Raw genomic sequence first — 16,648 nt, forward strand, 5'->3', positions numbered from 1 at the left:
GGTCAAGGGACGGGGGCCCACAAAACATCGGTAATAACGAATGATATCCGTCATAAATGATCGCTTTTCCTGCAGGGAGATCGGATCCATGCTGTGAGCATCCCCGCGCGCGTGCGCGAACCCCCAGCCACGGCACCGACCCCACGAGGAACCATGACCGCCAACGAAAGCCCTGTCGGCACCGCAGCCGGCATCGACGATCTCTCCGCCCTCGCCGACGACGCCGTCGCCCTCGTCAGGAAGTGGCTCGTGGAGAGCCGCGAGGTGCCCGTCGACGCCGCGGGCCAGCGCCTCGCCGGCGTGCTGCGCGACCCCCACGGCCTCGACTTCACGGTCGGTTTCGTGGACGGCGTCGTGCGCCCGGAGGACCTCAAGGTCGCCGCCGCCAAGCTCAAGGAGCTCGTGCCGCTGACCCCGGGCTTCCTTCCGGCCCCGATGCGCGCCGCGATCGGCCTGGGCGGCGCGACCGCGGGGCTGGTCCCCGGCGTGGTCGTCCCCGCCGCCCGCACGGTGCTGCGCCAGATGGTGCGCCACCTCATCGTGGACGCCCGCGACGAGAAGCTCGGCAAGTCGATCGCGCACATCCGCGAGACCCAGGGCGTGAAGCTCAACATCAACCTGCTCGGCGAGGCGATCCTCGGCCGCGAGGAGGCCGCGCGCCGCCTGGAGGGCACCCGCCGCCTCCTCGAGCGCGACGACGTCGACTACGTCTCGATCAAGGTGTCCTCCACGGTCGCCCCGCACAGCCCGTGGGCGTTCGACGCGGCCGTCGCCGACGCCGCCGAGGCGCTGCTGCCGCTGTACCGGATCGCGCGCAAGGGCATGCCCGATGGATCCGCGAAGTTCATCAACCTCGACATGGAGGAGTACAAGGACCTCGATCTCACGATCGCGGTCTTCACCTCGATCCTGGACCGCCCCGAGTTCAAGACCCTCGAGGCCGGCATCGTCCTGCAGGCGTACCTGCCCGACGCCCTCGGCGCCATGATCCGCCTGCAGGAGTGGGCGGCGAAGCGCGTGGCAGACGGCGGTGCGCCGATCAAGGTGCGCGTCGTCAAGGGCGCCAACCTGCCCATGGAGACCGTCGACGCCGAGTCGCACGGCTGGCCGCTCGCGACCTGGTCGACCAAGCAGCAGTCCGACGCCTCGTACAAGGCTGTGCTCGAGTACGCGCTGCGGCCGGAGCACATCGGCAACCTGCGGATCGGCGTCGCCGGTCACAACCTCTTCGACATCGCCCTGGCGTGGCTGCTCGCGTCCCAGCGCGGCGTGACCGAGGGCGTCGAGTTCGAGATGCTGCTCGGCATGGCCTCCGCCCAGGCGCAGGTCGTCAAGCGCACGGTCGGATCCCTGCTGCTCTACACGCCGGTCGTCCACCCGGACGAGTTCGACGTCGCGATCGCGTACCTCATCCGCCGCCTCGAGGAGGGGGCGTCGCAGGAGAACTTCATGTCCGCGGTCTTCGACCTCGACGCGGATCCGAAGCTCTTCGAGCGCGAGAAGGAGCGCTTCCTCGCCTCCGTGCGCAGCATGCCCACCGAGGTGCCCGGCACCAACCGCGTGCAGGACCGCACGGCGCCGATCGAGCCGGGTCCGACCGACGGCTTCCTGAACGCCCCCGACACCGACCCGTCGCTCGCGGCGAACCGAGCATGGGGCGACGCGATCCGCGCGCGCATGAAGGAGTCAGAGCTCGGCAACGCGACGGTCGCGGCGAACACGCTCTCCACGCCGGAGCAGGTCGACGCGGCGATCTCGACCGCGGTCGCCGCGGGCGAGGCCTGGCGCGCGCTCGGCGCCGAGGGGCGTGCCGCGATCCTGCACAAGGCCGGCGACGTGCTCGAGGCGCGTCGCGCCGAGCTGCTCGAGGTCATGGGATCCGAGGCCGGCAAGGTCATCGAGCAGGGCGACCCGGAGGTCTCCGAGGCGATCGACTTCGCGCACTACTACGCCGAGAGCGCCAAGAAGCTCGCCCACGTCGACGGCGCCACCATGCAGCCGGTCGGGCTGACGGTCGTCACGCCGCCGTGGAACTTCCCGGTCGCGATCCCGGCCGGATCCACCCTCTCGGCGCTCGCCACCGGATCCCCGGTCATCATCAAGCCCGCCCGTCAGGCCCGCCGCTCCGGCGCGGTCATGGTCGAGGCGCTGTGGGAGGCCGGCGTGCCCCGCGAGGTGCTGCAGTACGTGCAGCTCGACGGCCGCGACCTGGGTACGAAGCTCGTGAGCGATCCGGCCGTGGGCCGCGTCATCCTCACCGGCGGCTACGAGACGGCCGAGCTGTTCCGCGGCTTCCGTCAGGACCTGCCGCTGCTCGCCGAGACGAGCGGCAAGAACGCGATCATCGTCACGCCCTCCGCCGACCTCGACCTCGCCGCGAAGGACGTCGCGTACGCCGCGTTCGGCCACGCCGGCCAGAAGTGCTCCGCGGCGTCGCTCGTCGTGCTCGTCGGATCCGCCGCGAGCTCCGAGCGGTTCCGCCGTCAGCTCGTCGACGCCGTCCGCGCCTACGACGTGGGCGAGCCGAGCAACGGCTCGAACCGCATCGGCCCGCTCATCGGCCCGGCCGAGGGCAAGCTGCTCGACGCCCTCACCACGCTGCACGCGGGCGAGAGCTGGCTGCTGAAGCCGGAGAAGCTGGACGACGCGGGACAGCTGTGGCGTCCCGGCATCCGCGACGGCGTCAAGCGCGGATCCGAGTTCCACCGCGTGGAGTACTTCGGCCCGGTGCTGGGCATCATGACCGCCGGTTCCCTGGAGGAGGCGATCGACGTCGTCAACGACATCGACTACGGCCTCACCTCGGGCCTGCACTCGCTCGACGAGGACGAGATCCAGACGTGGCTGGCCGCCATCCAGGCGGGCAACGTCTACGTCAACCGCGGCACCACCGGGGCGATCGTGCAGCGCCAGCCGTTCGGCGGCTGGAAGAAGGCCGCCGTCGGCGCCGGTTCCAAGGCGGGTGGCCCGAACTACCTCGTGGGCCTCTCGGAGTGGACCGACGCCCCTGTCGCATCGACGCGCGAGCTCGACGCGCTCGCGACCGGCGCGGTGGGCGCGCTCGCCGCGGCGGGCGACGCGGATGCCGACATCGCGTGGCTGCGCGGTGCGCTGGCGACCGACATCGACGCGTGGGCCGACGAGTTCGGGGTCGTGCGCGACGCGACCGGTCTCACCACCGAGCAGAACGCGCTGCGCTACCAGGCAGTGCCGGTGACGGTGCGCTTCGAGGGCTCCCGCATCGCCGAGCTCGTGCGCGTCGTGGCGGCCGGACGCCGCGCCCGCGCGCGCGTCACGGTCAGCACGGCGACCGCGCTCCCGGGCGCCGTGGCGACCTGGCTCGGCACGCAGGACGTCACGGTCGCGACCGAGGACGCCGCCACCTGGGCCGCGCACGCCCAGCGCCTCGCGGCGCGTGACGGACGGGTGCGCCTCATCGGCGCCGCCGCGGCCGACACCGCCGCCGCCGTGAACGGCTCGCCGAGCCTCGCGCTGTACGCGAACCCGGTGGTCGCCGCGGGCCGCGTGGAGATCCTGACCTTCCTGCGCGAGCAGGCGGTCTCGGTCACGGCGCACCGCTTCGGCACGCCGCACCGCTACGAGATCCCGCTGCTCGACCCGATCGCCTGATCGGATCCGCCCCGGGGCGCACGCCCGCATCGACCCGAACCCGCCGTCCCGCTCCCCTCGGACGGCGGGTTCGTCGTGTCGCCCCTGCTCCCCGGGGTCGTTGAGCGAACACGGCCGCAGGCCGAGTGAGACGAAACGCGGTGCTCTCGCGAGATCGCCGCGTTTCGTCTCGGTCGCCTGCGCCGCTCAACGACCGGGGGGAAGCAGGCTCACGCCAGGGGCAGGGCTCCGTCGAAGGCGGTCGCCGACAGGGCGGGCTCGGCGGGACCGGCGCCGAAGACGCGGGAGAGCCCAGGATCCGTGCGCCACTGCGGCCAGCCCGGATCGCCGTCCTCGACGAATCGGACGGCGGTGGCGTGCATCTCCGTGGCGAGGTGCTGCGGCGGGGTGGGACCGGCCAGGCCCTCCACGAACGGATCGTCGAGCACGTCGAACCAGAACGGCACGTCGAGGCAGTGGCACGACCAGCCCTTCGCGGGGGAGACCCAGGCGAAGCGGTAGGCCCAGGTGGGGGCGTCGCCCCGCGCCTGCGCCGCCCGCACCACGAGCGAGCGGAAGACCCGGTCCGTCACGAATCGTCCGAGCAGCGCCGGGGTGCCGAGACGCCGCTGCGGCCCGTTCGCGGCGAGATAGGCGCGCCGCACGGACCGGTCCCGGCAGAGCAGGGTCAGCGCGAGCGCGGCGGGGACGAACCGCAGCACGCGGGGCGCCCGGTCCATGGTCATGGTGAACTCGTCGTCAGTCGCGCCGAGCAACAGGGGCTTGTCGGCGCCGATCCCCGCCTGCAGCGCCGCGACGGCCGGGCGCGGCACGACCTCGCCGTCGACGACGGGGCCCCAGGGCAGACCGTCGGCGAGCGGGGCGAGCAGCGCCTTCAGCCGCGTCGCGCCGAGCAGGGCGGCCTTCGGCTGCGCGCGCTGCAGGGTGCGCTCCGGCACCGTGCGGAAGCCGGCGGCATCCGGCGCGCAGCCGAGCAGCACGCCGAGCGCGCGCGTGCGTCGCGACGCCAGCGCCGGGTCGATGTCGGCGAGCGCCGGGGAGAAGGCCATCGCCGCGTGGAAAAGGTGCTGCGCGCGCTCGAGCCCGAGCAGGGTCAGCACCGCGCCCGCGCCGGCGGACTGCCCCGCGATCGTCACGCGCGACGGATCCCCGCCGAACGCCGCGATGTTGCGCTGCACCCACTCCAGCCCGGCGATCCAATCCAGGACACCGCGGTTCGCGGGAGCGCCCGGCATCAGGCCGAAGCCGTCGAAGCCGAGCCGGTACGACACGGTGACGGTCACCACATCGTCGCGGTTGAAGGCGGCGCCGTCGTACCAGGGGCTCGCGGGCGAGCCGTCGACGTACCCGCCGCCGTGGATCCACACCATGACGGGACGGGATCCCTCGAGCGCCGGGGTGAACACGTTCACGTTCAGGGTCGCGGCGCCGGGGATGCTGGGCTCGGGGATGAGCGTCTCGCCCTTGTCGCCGCGCTGCGCGGTCGGCCCGAACGCGGTCGCGTCGCGCACCTCGGTCCAGGGCTCGGGCGGCTGCGGGGCGGCGAAGCGCCGCTCGCCGACGGGCGCCGCGGCGAACGGGATCCCGAGGAACGCGGCGGAGGCCTTCGGCGTGCCGGGCTCGCCCCGCCAGAATCCCCGGACGGGGCCGGAGTCGGTCCGGGCGAGGGGGGCGTCGGCAGTCACCCGATCAGGGTAGCCGCCCGACCTCGACGGGACGTTGAGCGAGCACGGCCACAGGCCGCGCGAGACGAAACGCGGTGCTGTGCGAGGTGCGACGTTTCGTCTCGCCTTCGGCTCGCTCAACGACCCCGAGGGGACTTCGCCTCGCTCAACGACCCCGTTTCCCGGCGTCATGCCCGCAGGAGCGCGAAGAACCGGTCGATGTCGGCGGCCATGTCGATCCCAGGATCCAGGATCCAGGCGTTCTGCAGTCCGTCGGCGAGGGCGTGCCCGGCGCGGATGATCCACTCGACGTCGAGATCGGCGCGGATCCGGCCCTCCCGCTGGTCCGCGGTGAGCGCCTCGCGGGCGGCCGCGTGCACGGCCTCGGTGCGGTCGAGGAAGAACCCGCGGGCCGGGTGGTCGGGATCCGCGGCCTCGGCGGCGAGGCGCGTGTAGAGCTCCACGAGCCCCGGCACCTCGGTGTTGTGCCGCACCACCTCGAGGAACGACTCCGTGAAATCGAGGTCGTCGAACTGCTCGGTGTCATGCACGTCGCGGGCGCGGAGGATCTCGACGAAGAGCTCCTCCTTGGTGCCGAAGTAGTGCAGGAGTCCCGCGGGGCTGAGACCCACCGCATCGGCGATCTCGCGCACCGAGGCGTTGCGATAGCCGCGCCGGCCGACGATGTCGAGCGCCGCTTCGAGGATCTCCTCGCGCTTGACGACCCCCTTCGCGTACGCACCCCGTTTGGCCATGGGGCCAGAATATCCGGCCGTCACGAAACACGAACAATCGATGGCTTTCGAAGCCTGAAAGCCTTGCGGTGTTCGTGTTTCAGTGCGACAATCGTCCCGGATCCAGAAACCAAACATGGTTTGGTATTGAGGTTCGCACCCGTACTGCTCGATGAGGAGCCCAGCATGACCATCACCCCTCCCGATCCCGCCGCGGGGATCGCGCCGACCGGACTCATCCGCGCCGAGGCCCCTGCCGCCGGCGATCCCGCAGCGAGCCCGCCGGCGACCAAGCGGCTGCTGCCCAGCCTGCTGGCCGCCTCGCTGACGCTGTTCGCGACCTACGGCGGGCTCATCGCGATCCTGCTGCCCTCGCAGATCGCGGTGCTGGACCCGGCGCACAAGGTGCAGAACCTGGCGATCGTCACGACGACGTCGTTCGTCTTCACGCTCTTCGCGCAGCCTCTCGCCGGAGCCTTCAGCGACCGCACCCGGTCCCGCTTCGGCCGCCGTGCGCCGTGGATGGTCATGGGCGCGCTCGTCGGAGGCATCCTGCTGTTCGGCATGGGATCCCTCCAGGACGTCTTCTGGATCACGGTGTTCTGGGTGGTGATCCAGGTGGCCCTGAACTTCCTGCAGGCGCCGCTCACCACGATCACGGCCGACCGCTTCCCGCGCGCCAAGCGCGGCGGCGCGAGCGCCATGATCGGGCTCGGCACGCAGCTCGGCATGACAGTCGGCGTCATGATCGCGGCCGCGCTCGGCGCGCAGATCGGCATCGGCTACTCCGTCTTCGGCATCGCCGTGATCGTGGTCACCGTGCTCTTCGTGGTGCTCAACAAGGACTGGTCCTCGAAGAACGCCGCCGTCGCGCCGTTCCGGTGGGGCGCGTTCTTCCGCGGGTTCTGGATCGACCCCCGCAAGCACCCCGACTTCGCCTGGGCGTTCGCGGCCCGCTTCCTGCTGATCCTCGGCTACTTCGCCGTCACCGCCTACCAGCTGTACCTGCTGACCGACTACATCGGGATGTCGCTGGCCGAGGCGCAGGGCGCGACCCTCACGCTGACCCTGATCCCGCTGGTCCCCACCATGGCGGCGATCGCCCTCTCCGGCTGGTGGAGCGACAGGGTGGGCCGCCGCAAGGTGTTCATCTACGCCGCGACCGTCGTGATGGTGATCGGCCTCGCGTTCCCGCTGCTGATGCCGAACATGACCGGGATGATCATCATGAGCGTGGTGAACGGCATCGGCTTCGGCCTGTACATGTCGGTCGACGCGGCCCTCATGACCGAGGTGCTCCCCAGCGAGGGCAGCGATGCCGGCAAGGACCTCGGGATCCTCAACGTCGCCACCAACATCCCGCAGGCGCTCAGCGCCCCGATCGCCGCCGTGATCATCGGATCCTTCGGCGGGTACCCCATGCTGTTCGTGTTCGCGATGGTGTTCGCCGTGCTCGCGGCGCTCGTCACCGCCCCGATCAGGAGCGTCAAGTAGCACCTGCCGGGGCGGGTCGATCAGCCCCGCCCCGGCGCCACCCTCCACGAAAGGACTCCCGATGGAGAACGCCCAGACCACCGCCGACCTCGGCGCCGCCGAAGCCGCCGCCGATCACCCCGAGGTGCAGACCAGCGCAGGGCGTGTGCGCGGACTTTGGCGCGACACCACCCCTCCCGGATCCGGCCCGCGCGGGAACCTCCGCTCCGCGGCGTTCCTCGGCATCCCGTTCGCCGAGGCGCCGGTGGGCGAGCTCCGCTTCGCGGCGCCCGTGCCCAAGGCCCCGTGGCAGGGCGTGTTCGACGCCGCCGCGTTCGGGCCCACCGCGCAGCGGGGCGACCCCGGCGTGACGCTGATCCCCGAGCCCAGCGTGCCGGGGGAGTCGACGCTCAACGTGAACGTCTACACGCCGAGCCCTGAGGTGGCGACCGGCGCCGGACTCCCCGTGCTCGTGTACATCCACGGCGGCGGGTACTTCGCCGGCTCTCCGGCGAGCCCCTGGTACGACGGCCGCAACTTCACCCGCGACGGCGTGGTGACCGTGACGCTCTCGTACCGGCTCGGCTTCGACGGCTTCGGCTGGATCGAGGACGCGCCGTCGAACCGCGGCGTGCGGGACTGGCTGCTCGCCCTGGAGTGGGTGCAGCAGAACATCGCGGCCTTCGGCGGGGACCCGGCCCGGGTCACGATCGCCGGGCAGTCTGCGGGCGGCGGAGCGGTCATGACGCTGCTCGGCATGGAGAAGGCGCAGCACCTGTTCCACGGCGTCTACGCGATCTCCGGCGCCCTGGCCGATGTCTCGGCGGCCCGCTCGGAGGAGTTCGGCCTCCGACTGGCGGCCGAGCTGGGCGTCGCGCCCACGCGTGCGGGGCTCGGCGCGCTGAGCGAGGACCGGATCCTCGAGGTCCAGAAGAAGCTCACCGCCTTCGACGGCGGCGACATGGGCGACCTCGTCGAGAACGGGCTGCCGCTCGGGCCCTCCGTCGACGGCGACCTCATCCTGCGGCCCACGCCCGAGTCGTTCCGCGAGGGCATCGGATCCGGCAAGCCGCTCGTGCTCGGCGCGACCGACGACGAGTTCACGATGGCCACCGCCGATGCGGGCAAGGCCATGGCGCTCGTGCCGAAGGGGGTGCTGCTCGGCAAGCTCGGCGTGCCGAAGGAGGCGCGCGCTCCTTACCTCGCCGCCAACGCCGACGTGGTCGCGAAGGGCAAGGCGCGCCTGGCGGGGCGCGTGCTGACCGACCGGATGTTCCGGGTCGCGATCCTGCGCATACTGGCGGATCGCGGCACTGCTCCCACCTGGGCCTACCGGTTCTCCTGGCCCTCGGGGCACTTCGGCTTCGCCGAGCACTGCCTGGACGTGCCGTTCTTCTTCGACTGCCTGGACGGCCCCGCGATGGAGCCGCTCGCCGGCCCGAACCCGCCGCAGGCCCTCGCCGACGAGGTGCACGCCGCCGCCGTCGCCTTCATCGCCGACGGCGATCCCGGCTGGGCGCGGTACGACGACGCGGCCAGGATCGCGCGCGTGTACGACACCCCGTCGCGGGATGAGGCGGATGCGTACGCCTCGGTGCGCCCGCTGCTCGCCACCGGTCGTTGAGCGAGGCCGGCCGAATCTCGGTCGCGCTGCCCCGGGTCGGCGGTCAGCGCCGGTCCGGGGACTGCATCAGCGCGAACAGCGTCTCGATGAGGACCACCATGTCGAGGTCGGGCTCGACCAGCAGCTGCATCTGGGCGCCGTCGGACACGGCCTGCAGCAGTCTCGCGGCGAGCATCGGGTCGATGTCGTCGCGGATCGCGCCCTCCGCCTGCGCGTCCGCGATGGTGCCGGCCCAGCGCTCGCGGAGGCCGGTGCTGCGCTCGGCGAAGAACGCGCGGGACGGATGCTCCGGGTTCGCGGCGTCGGCCGCGAGGCGGGTGAACAGCTCGACGAGCCCCGGGACGCGCGCGTTGTGCCGCACGATGTCGAGGTAGCCGTCGCGCAGCTCGTCGAGCGTCGCGGCATCCACGGCGCCGGAGTGGCCCGCCATGTCGACCTCGTCGCGGGTGCGCAGGATCTCGACGAACAGCTCGTCCTTGCTGTCGAAGTAGTGCAGCAGGCCCGCCTGGCTGAGGCCGACCTCCTCGGCGAGCTCCTTCACGGAGGCGCCGTGATAGCCCTCGCGGGCGACCACCGCGAGCGCGGCGCGCAGGATCTCCTCGCGCTTCGCGATCCCCTTCGCGTACGAACCTCGTCGTGCCATGACCCGAGACTATCCCGGTGCCGACCCCTCGCAGCTAAAAACCGAGTAACACTTGCTTTCTGTCCCAGAACCTGATCGACTGGCCCTGCCCGTCACCCGTGAGTCGTCTACGAAGGAGTCGACAATGACATCGCCCCGCGATCACCTGCCCGAGCTCAGCACCGAGGAGAAGGCCTCGCTCACGAGCGGCGCCGACTTCTGGACCCTGAAGTCCATCGACCGCATCGGCCTGCCGTCGATCATGGTCACCGACGGCCCGCACGGCCTGCGCAAGCAGGCCGCGGACAGCGATCACCTCGGCCTCAGCGAGAGCGTTCCCGCCACCTGCTTCCCGCCGGCGTCCGGACTCGGATCCGCGTTCGACCCCGAGCTCGCCGAGCGGGTCGGCGTGGCGCTCGGCGTCGAGTCCGCGATCGAGGACGTCGCGGTCATCCTCGGCCCGGGCATCAACATCAAGCGCTCGCCGCTGTGCGGGCGCAACTTCGAGTACGTGTCGGAGGATCCGATCGTCTCCGGCGTCATCGGCGCGGGGCTCGTGAAGGGCATCCAGTCGCAGGGCGTCGGCTCGTCGCTCAAGCACTTCGCGGCCAACAACCAGGAGTTCGAGCGGATGACCGCGTCGAGCGACGTCGACCCGCGGCCGCTGCGCGAGATCTACCTGCGCGGCTTCGAGCGCGTCGTGAAGGACGCCCAGCCGTGGACCGTGATGTGCTCGTACAACAAGATCAACGGCGTCTACGCCTCGCAGGATCCGTGGCTGCTCACGCAGGTGCTGCGCGACGAGTGGGGCTTCGAGGGCCTCGTCGTCTCCGACTGGGGTGCGGTGAACGATCGCGTCGCGGCGCTCGTCGCGGGCCTCGACCTGGAGATGCCGGGCAGTGACGGTGCTCCAGATCGCGCCGTGGCCGCCGCCGCAGGATCCGACCCGGCCGTCGCGGCCGCGCTGGACGCCTCCGCCGGCCGCGTGCTCGACCTGGTCGGCCGCGCGCAGGTCCGCCCTGCCGTCACCGGCCCGCTCGACGTCGATGCGCACCACGCCCTGGCCCGTGAGGTCGCCGGACGCTCGATCGTGCTGCTCAAGAACGACGCGGTCGACGGCGCCCCGCTGCTGCCGCTCGCTGAGGGCGCCTCGATCGCGCTGATCGGCGAGTTCGCCCGCACCCCGCGCTTCCAGGGCGGCGGCTCCTCGCACATCAACCCGACGCGCGTGGACTCCGCCCTCGACGCCCTGACCGAGGCCGCCGGAGACCGGGTCGCGTTCGCGCCGGGCTTCGCGTTCGACGCGGCGGCCGAGGGGCAGGACGCGCTCCGCGACGAGGCCGTGGCGCTCGCCGCCTCGCGCGACGTCGCCGTGGTCTTCCTCGGCCTCACCGATGCGGAGGAGTCGGAGGGCTTCGACCGCGAGCACATCGACCTCGCCGCGCACCAGCTCGCCCTGCTCGACGCGGTCGTGGCGGCGAACCCGCGCACGGTCGTCGTGCTGTCGAACGGGTCGGTCGTGGCGCTGCCCTTCGTCGACCGCGTGCCCGCGATCGTCGAGGCGTGGCTGCTCGGCCAGGCCGGCGGATCCGCGACCGTCGACGTGCTGCTCGGCGCGGTGAACCCGTCCGGCCGCCTGGCCGAGACGATCCCGCACCGGATCGAGGACACCCCGGCGTTCGGCAACTTCCCCGGCTCGAACGGGCACGTGCGCTACGGCGAGGGCATCTTCGTGGGCTACCGCTGGTACGACGCCCGCGACATGGCGGTGACGTACCCGTTCGGCCACGGCCTGTCGTACACGTCGTTCGCCTACGGCGCGGTCTCCGCCGAGGTCACGGCATCGGGCGACATCGCGGTGACGGTCCCCGTGACGAACACCGGATCCCGCGACGGCCGCGAGGTCGTGCAGGTCTACGTCGCCCCGGTCGCCTCCGCGGTGGAGCGCGCTCCCCGCGAACTCAAGGCCTTCGCCTCGGTCGAGATCGCGGCCGGCGCCGCGACCGACGTCGTGCTGACGGTGCGCCGCGAGGACCTCGCGTACTGGGACATCCGGGTCGACCGGTTCGTCGTCGAGGGCGGCGCCTACCGCATCGAGGCCGCGGCATCGAGCCGCGACCTGCGCGGATCCGTCACGGTCGACGTCGCCGGCGACGCGGTCCTGGTGCCGCTCACCCCCGAATCCACGCTTGCCGCGGTGTTCGCGCACCCGGTCGCCGGTCCGATGGTCGCCGGTGCGTTCGCCGCCCTCCAGGAGCAGTTCGGCGGCGAGGGCGACGGCATCATGTCGGGCGAGGCCATGGAGAAGATGATGATGGGCTCGTTCCCGATCGGACGCCTCCCCGCGTTCGGCTGGGGCCTCGACCGCGACGGCGTGGATCAGCTCCTCGCCGCCGCGAACGCCCCGCAGGCCTAGCCCGCGCCTTTGCAGTACGGGACGCGGTCTCCTTCCGGGGAGGCCGCGTTTCGTGCGATCCGCGAGTGCACGGGATCCTGCCGAGTGCACCGGAACCTGCCGAGTGCACGGGATCCTGCCGTCGCGATCCGCGAGTGCACGGGATCTTGCCGACTGCACGGGATCTTGGCGTGCACGAGCCGTGCGCTCGGCAACATGCCGTGCACTCGGCGAAGATGCGCCAGCATGCCGTGCGCTCGGCAACAAGCCGTGCACTCGGCGAGGCGTGCCTCGCGCTCAGGCGGCGTTGCGGCGAGCCTCCCAGCCCGAGCGGACCATCTCGTCGACCGTGTGACGCATCCGCCAGTCCAGGTCGCGCGCGGCGAGCTCGCCGGTCGCGACGATGCGGTCGGGGTCGCCGGGGCGGCGCGCGCCGATCTCGGGCGTGAAGGCGATGCCGGTCACGCGCGCCATCGCGTCCATGATCTGGCGCACCGAGAGGCCGTCGCCGGATCCCAGGTTGTAGGCGGCCTCGATCGGCTGCCCCGCGATCATGCGCTGGGCAGCGGCCACGTGGGCGAGCGCGATGTCGCCGACGTGCACGTAGTCGCGCACGTTCGTGCCGTCCTCGGTGGCGTAGTCGTCGCCGTTGATCCGCGGGGTCTCGCCCGCGAGCAGCTTCTCGAACACGATCGGGAACAGGTTGTGCGGGCTCACGTCGTAGACGGACGGATCGGCGGATCCGACCACGTTGAAGTAGCGCAGCGAGGTGTGCACGAGCGGGTTCGCGGATCCGGCCGTGGCGACGGCCTGATCGCGCAGCAGCCACTCGCCGATCAGCTTGGACTCGCCGTAGGGGCTCGCCGGACGCTTCTCGGTGTCCTCCACGACGAGGGGCGCGTCGGGTGTGCCGAACACCGCAGCGCTCGAGGAGAACACGATGTTCGCGACGCCGACCGCCGCCATCGCCTCGAGGATCACCCGGGTGCCCTCGACGTTCTGCGCGTAGGTGTGCAGCGGCCGCTGCACCGACACCCCGGCGTACTTGTAGCCGGCCACGTGGATCACGCCATGCACCCCGTGCTCGCGCAGGGTGCGCTCGACAAGCTCCCGGTCCAGGATGCTGCCCTGCACGAACGCCACGCCCTCGGGTACGAACGACGCGATCCCGCTGGAGAGGTCGTCCAGCACGACCGGGGTGAGGCCGGCCTCCGAGAGAGCGCGCACGACGTGCGATCCGATGTAGCCGGCGCCGCCGGTGACAAGCCAGGACATGGGTCTCCTTCCGTCGCGCGAGTGCGCGAATCTCTCATTCTGTCGGGGCTTCGCTGGGGGATTCCCGGGGCGGATCCGGATCCGCTCCCGCCGCACCGGATGTCGGATCCCACCGCTCCCGTCGCGAAAGCTGTCGCTATCAGGCGCGCAGAGCGGCAGTTCTTGCGACGGGAGCGGCGAGGGCTCCGGATCCGGAGCGCTCAGACGTCGCGGCGCGGCCCGGCCGAGGGCGTGACCGTGAACAGGTGCGGCGTGGCGAAGCCCGCCTCGGCGAACGCCGCGCGCACGGCCTCCGACACCACGGGCACCGCCTCGTGGTCGACGAGCGCGATCGCGGCGCCGCCGAAGCCGCCGCCCGTCATACGCGCGCCGATCGCGCCGTGCGCGAGGGCGACATCGACCGCGGTGTCGAGTTCGGGGATCGAGATCTCGAAGTCGTCCCGCATGGACGCGTGCGACGCGACGAGCAGGTCGCCGATCGCGCGCGGACCGTGTGCGGCGAGCGCGGCGACCGTGTCGAGCACGCGCTGATCCTCGGTCACGACGTGTCGTACCCGGCGGAAGTCCACCTCGTCGAGCAGCTCCGCGGCGCGCGGCAGATCCGCCGCCGTCACGTCGCGCAGCGCCGGCACCCCGAGCGCGGCGGCCCCGCGCTCGCAGGATTCGCGACGCTCGCGGTAGCCGCCGGTGGAGTGCGCGTGCTTCACGCCCGTGTCGATCACGAGCACCTCGAGCCCCGCCTCGGCGAACCCGAGCGGAATCGAGCGGGTCTCGAGCGAGCGGCAGTCCAGGAACACGGCGGCGTCGGCGTGTCCGAGCGTCGACGCCATCTGGTCCATGATCCCGGTCGGGGCGCCGACGGCCTCGTTCTCGGCCCGTCGGCCGGCCTGCGCGAGCGCCACCGGGTCGAGCCCCAGGCCCCACAGCTCGTTCAGCGCCGCGCCCGTCGCGCCCTCGATCGCCGCGGACGACGACAGCCCGGCCCCGACGGGCACGTCGGAGGCGATCGCGATGTCGACGCCCGCGAAGGTACCGGCCGCCCACGCGGGCACCAGCGCGCGCAGCGCCCAGGCGACGCCGAGCGGATAGGCCGCCCATTCCGGCACGGTGGATGCCTGGTCGTCGGATGCCTCGCGCGGCGTCGCGCGACGGGCGTCGACGGACGGGAACAGCCTCTCGAGATCGTCGAGTGCGACCTCGACCGGTTCGGCGGCGAACGTGGACGCGACGCGGATCCGCCCGTCGGTGCGCAGCCGTGCGGCGGCCGCCGTGCGGTGCTGGATCGCGAAGGGCAGGACGAAGCCGTCGTTGTAGTCGGTGTGCTCGCCGATGAGGTTCGCGCGCCCCGGCGCCGACCAGACGCCGGCGGGCTCGGATCCGGCCAGGTCGCGGAACAGGGCCTCGGCGGCGGAGACGGCGGTGGGGGCGGCGGCGCCGGTCGCGTCGGACGGAGCGTCGGTGCCAGTCGCGTCGGAGGGGGCGGCGGTGCCGGTCGGGTCGGAGGGGGCGGTGCTGCCGGTCGCGTCGGAGGGGGCGGCGGTGCGGGCAAGGGTCATCGGGTCTCCTCGGGAGGGGTGCTCTGCCGACCGTGTCCCACTTCCGGTGGGGTCATGTCCCACTTTCGGCGGCCAAAGCGGCGATTCGAGAGCGAAAAGTGGGACACGGTCGGAAAGGGAGGGCAGGCAGTCGGAAAAGGGAAGGGCAGGCGGGGCGGATCAGGCGGTCGGGGCGGGGACGGACGCGATCGCGTCCCGCAGTCGGGCTGCGGCGTCCTCGGGGAGGATCTCGGCGGTCCACGCGGACATCGCGGATTCGGATCCGGCCAGGAACTTCAGCTTGTCGGCGGCACGGCGCGGGCTGGTGAGCTCGAGGCGCATCCGGATCTCGTCGCGTCCGACGCGGACCGGCGCTTGATGCCACGCCGCGATGTACGCGGTGGGGGTCTCGTAGAGCGCGTCCACCCCGCGGAGCAGGCGCAGGTAGAGCGGGGCGAGCTCGTCGCGCTCGGCGTCGGACAGCGCCGAGAAGTCGGGCACGTGGCGGTGCGGCAGCAGCTGCACCTCGAGCGGCCAGCGCGCGGCGAACGGCACGAACGCGGTCCAGTGCTCGCCCTGCAGCACGACGCGCTCTGAACGCTGCTCGGCGGCCAGGATCCGGTCGAACAGATCGGCGCCGGTGCGCGCGATGCTCTCGCGCAGCCGCTGCGTGCGCGGGGTGACATAGGGGTAGGCGTAGATCTGCCCGTGCGGATGGGGGAGGGTCACGCCGATCGCCTCGCCGCGGTTCTCGAACGGGAACACCTGCTCGATGCCGGGCAGGGCGCTCAGAGCCGCGGTGCGGTCGGCCCAGGCCTCGATCACGGTGCGCGCGCGGGTGACGGACTGGGTGCCGAAGGATCCGGCGTGCTCTGGACTGAAGCACACGACCTCGCACCGGCCCACGCTGGTGCGGGTGCGCTCGAGCCCGATCTCCTCGAGGTCGTCCAGACCGCGCGGCGGGGCGACCGCCTCCGGGGCGGCACCTGTGGCCTCGGCGAGGGCGGGGCCGAACGACGGGGAGCGGTTCTCGAACACCGCGACGTCATAGCGGGACGGCACCTCGGAGGGGTTCGTCGGAGACTGCGGGGCGAGCGGATCCGCGTCCGCGCTCGGCATCATCACCCGCGTCTGGCGCTTGGTGGCGAACGTGATCCAGTCGCCGGTCAGCACGTCCTGCCGCATCGTCGCGGTGTCGGGGCGCGGATCCAGCGTGCGGGCGTCGATCGAGCGCTCGGCGGGGAGGGTGGAGCCGGCGTCGTCGTAGTAGATGAGGTCGCGGCCGTCGGCGAGGCGCGTGGCGCGCTTGACCACGCCGGCGGAGAGTGCGGTGACCTCGGCTGTACCGAACTCAGGAGCCATTTCCATGTTCACGTAAACACGATAGGGCACGCGGCGTGATAGCGTCAACAATCCTGAGGTCGGTACACGCGGGACCGGCGGGGTGAGAGGCGGGCCGATGCCGAAGCGCGACGACGAGCTCGAGGAGATGCAGCGGATCGAGAGCGGGACGCCGTCCGCCCCGGCGCGGCGCGGCCCGAAGCCGACCGGGCGTGTGTCGATGGCGATGGTCGCGGCGCGCGCCGGGGTGTCCGGGCAGACCGTCTCGCGTGTCGTGAACGACAGTCCGCGGGTGGATCCGGCCACGCGCGAGCGGGTCGAGGAGGCCATGGCCGAACTCGGATACCGCCCGAAA

The 16,648-nt window shown here is 72.2% G+C and carries 11 protein-coding genes; 5 read left to right on the forward strand and 6 right to left on the reverse strand.

What is annotated here, in order from left to right; all coding sequences use genetic code 11:
• Positions 1–153: 153 nt before the first annotated feature.
• The gene (locus B7X32_RS09110) at positions 154–3,630 is read left to right on the forward strand and encodes a bifunctional proline dehydrogenase/L-glutamate gamma-semialdehyde dehydrogenase (RefSeq protein ID WP_292718726.1); all 3,477 of its coding nucleotides are present in this window, start codon (positions 154–156) and stop codon (positions 3,628–3,630) included.
• Between the two features lie 209 nt (positions 3,631–3,839).
• Here B7X32_RS09110 and B7X32_RS09115 read toward each other — a convergent pair whose 3' ends face one another.
• Together B7X32_RS09115 and B7X32_RS09120 are read right to left on the reverse strand one after the other, a co-directional pair.
• The gene (locus tag B7X32_RS09115; RefSeq protein WP_292718728.1) at positions 3,840–5,315 is read right to left on the reverse strand and encodes a carboxylesterase family protein; all 1,476 of its coding nucleotides are present in this window, start codon (positions 5,313–5,315) and stop codon (positions 3,840–3,842) included.
• 167 nt (positions 5,316–5,482) lie between these two features.
• On the reverse strand, positions 5,483–6,049 hold the full coding sequence (locus B7X32_RS09120) for a TetR/AcrR family transcriptional regulator (RefSeq protein ID WP_292718731.1): 567 nt from the start codon (positions 6,047–6,049) through the stop codon (positions 5,483–5,485).
• A gap of 165 nt (positions 6,050–6,214) precedes the next feature.
• Between B7X32_RS09120 and B7X32_RS09125 the strand changes: the two genes are divergently transcribed.
• Entirely contained in the window at positions 6,215–7,522 is a 1,308-nt protein-coding gene (locus B7X32_RS09125) for an MFS transporter (protein WP_292718733.1), read from the forward strand.
• 61 nt (positions 7,523–7,583) lie between these two features.
• Positions 7,584–9,125: a carboxylesterase family protein gene (locus B7X32_RS09130; protein ID WP_292718735.1), complete on the forward strand. Its 1,542-nt coding sequence runs from the start codon at positions 7,584–7,586 to the stop codon at positions 9,123–9,125.
• A gap of 43 nt (positions 9,126–9,168) precedes the next feature.
• Here the strand turns inward: B7X32_RS09130 and B7X32_RS09135 are convergent, their stop codons facing one another.
• Entirely contained in the window at positions 9,169–9,768 is a 600-nt protein-coding gene (locus tag B7X32_RS09135) for a TetR/AcrR family transcriptional regulator (RefSeq protein ID WP_292718737.1), read from the reverse strand.
• A gap of 124 nt (positions 9,769–9,892) precedes the next feature.
• Here B7X32_RS09135 and B7X32_RS09140 point away from each other — a divergent pair, with 124 nt between their 5' ends.
• Positions 9,893–12,163: a glycoside hydrolase family 3 C-terminal domain-containing protein gene (locus B7X32_RS09140; RefSeq protein ID WP_292718739.1), complete on the forward strand. Its 2,271-nt coding sequence runs from the start codon at positions 9,893–9,895 to the stop codon at positions 12,161–12,163.
• 276 nt (positions 12,164–12,439) lie between these two features.
• On the opposite strand, the gene galE is transcribed toward B7X32_RS09140, so the two are convergent.
• From galE to galT, 3 genes are all read right to left on the reverse strand, one after another.
• Positions 12,440–13,417: a UDP-glucose 4-epimerase GalE gene (gene galE / locus B7X32_RS09145; protein ID WP_292718740.1), complete on the reverse strand. Its 978-nt coding sequence runs from the start codon at positions 13,415–13,417 to the stop codon at positions 12,440–12,442.
• A 200-nt stretch (positions 13,418–13,617) separates the two neighbouring features.
• Positions 13,618–14,973, reverse strand: coding sequence for a galactokinase (gene galK / locus B7X32_RS09150; protein ID WP_292718742.1), 1,356 nt, complete (start codon positions 14,971–14,973; stop codon positions 13,618–13,620).
• A 159-nt stretch (positions 14,974–15,132) separates the two neighbouring features.
• Positions 15,133–16,320, reverse strand: coding sequence for a galactose-1-phosphate uridylyltransferase (gene galT / locus B7X32_RS09155; protein ID WP_292718744.1), 1,188 nt, complete (start codon positions 16,318–16,320; stop codon positions 15,133–15,135).
• Between the two features lie 91 nt (positions 16,321–16,411).
• Here galT and B7X32_RS09160 point away from each other — a divergent pair.
• On the forward strand, positions 16,412–16,648 hold a 237-nt coding region (locus tag B7X32_RS09160; protein ID WP_366246973.1), incomplete at its 3' end, for a LacI family DNA-binding transcriptional regulator.

The organism is Microbacterium sp. 13-71-7 (assembly GCF_002257455.1).
In the GTDB taxonomy this organism is placed as follows: Bacteria; Actinomycetota; Actinomycetes; order Actinomycetales; family Microbacteriaceae; genus Microbacterium.

Bases quoted from the DNA above. Each gene is read 5' to 3' on its own strand.
- B7X32_RS09110 (WP_292718726.1), top strand. From the start codon at position 154: ATGACCGCCAACGAAAGCCCTGTCGGCACCGCAGCCGGCATCGACGAT.
- B7X32_RS09120 (WP_292718731.1), bottom strand. From the start codon at position 6,049: ATGGCCAAACGGGGTGCGTACGCGAAGGGGGTCGTCAAGCGCGAGGAG.
- B7X32_RS09125 (WP_292718733.1), top strand. From the start codon at position 6,215: ATGACCATCACCCCTCCCGATCCCGCCGCGGGGATCGCGCCGACCGGA.
- B7X32_RS09130 (WP_292718735.1), top strand. From the start codon at position 7,584: ATGGAGAACGCCCAGACCACCGCCGACCTCGGCGCCGCCGAAGCCGCC.
- B7X32_RS09135 (WP_292718737.1), bottom strand. From the start codon at position 9,768: ATGGCACGACGAGGTTCGTACGCGAAGGGGATCGCGAAGCGCGAGGAG.
- B7X32_RS09140 (WP_292718739.1), top strand. From the start codon at position 9,893: ATGACATCGCCCCGCGATCACCTGCCCGAGCTCAGCACCGAGGAGAAG.
- galE (WP_292718740.1), bottom strand. From the start codon at position 13,417: ATGTCCTGGCTTGTCACCGGCGGCGCCGGCTACATCGGATCGCACGTC.
- galK (WP_292718742.1), bottom strand. From the start codon at position 14,973: ATGACCCTTGCCCGCACCGCCGCCCCCTCCGACGCGACCGGCAGCACC.
- galT (WP_292718744.1), bottom strand. From the start codon at position 16,320: ATGGAAATGGCTCCTGAGTTCGGTACAGCCGAGGTCACCGCACTCTCC.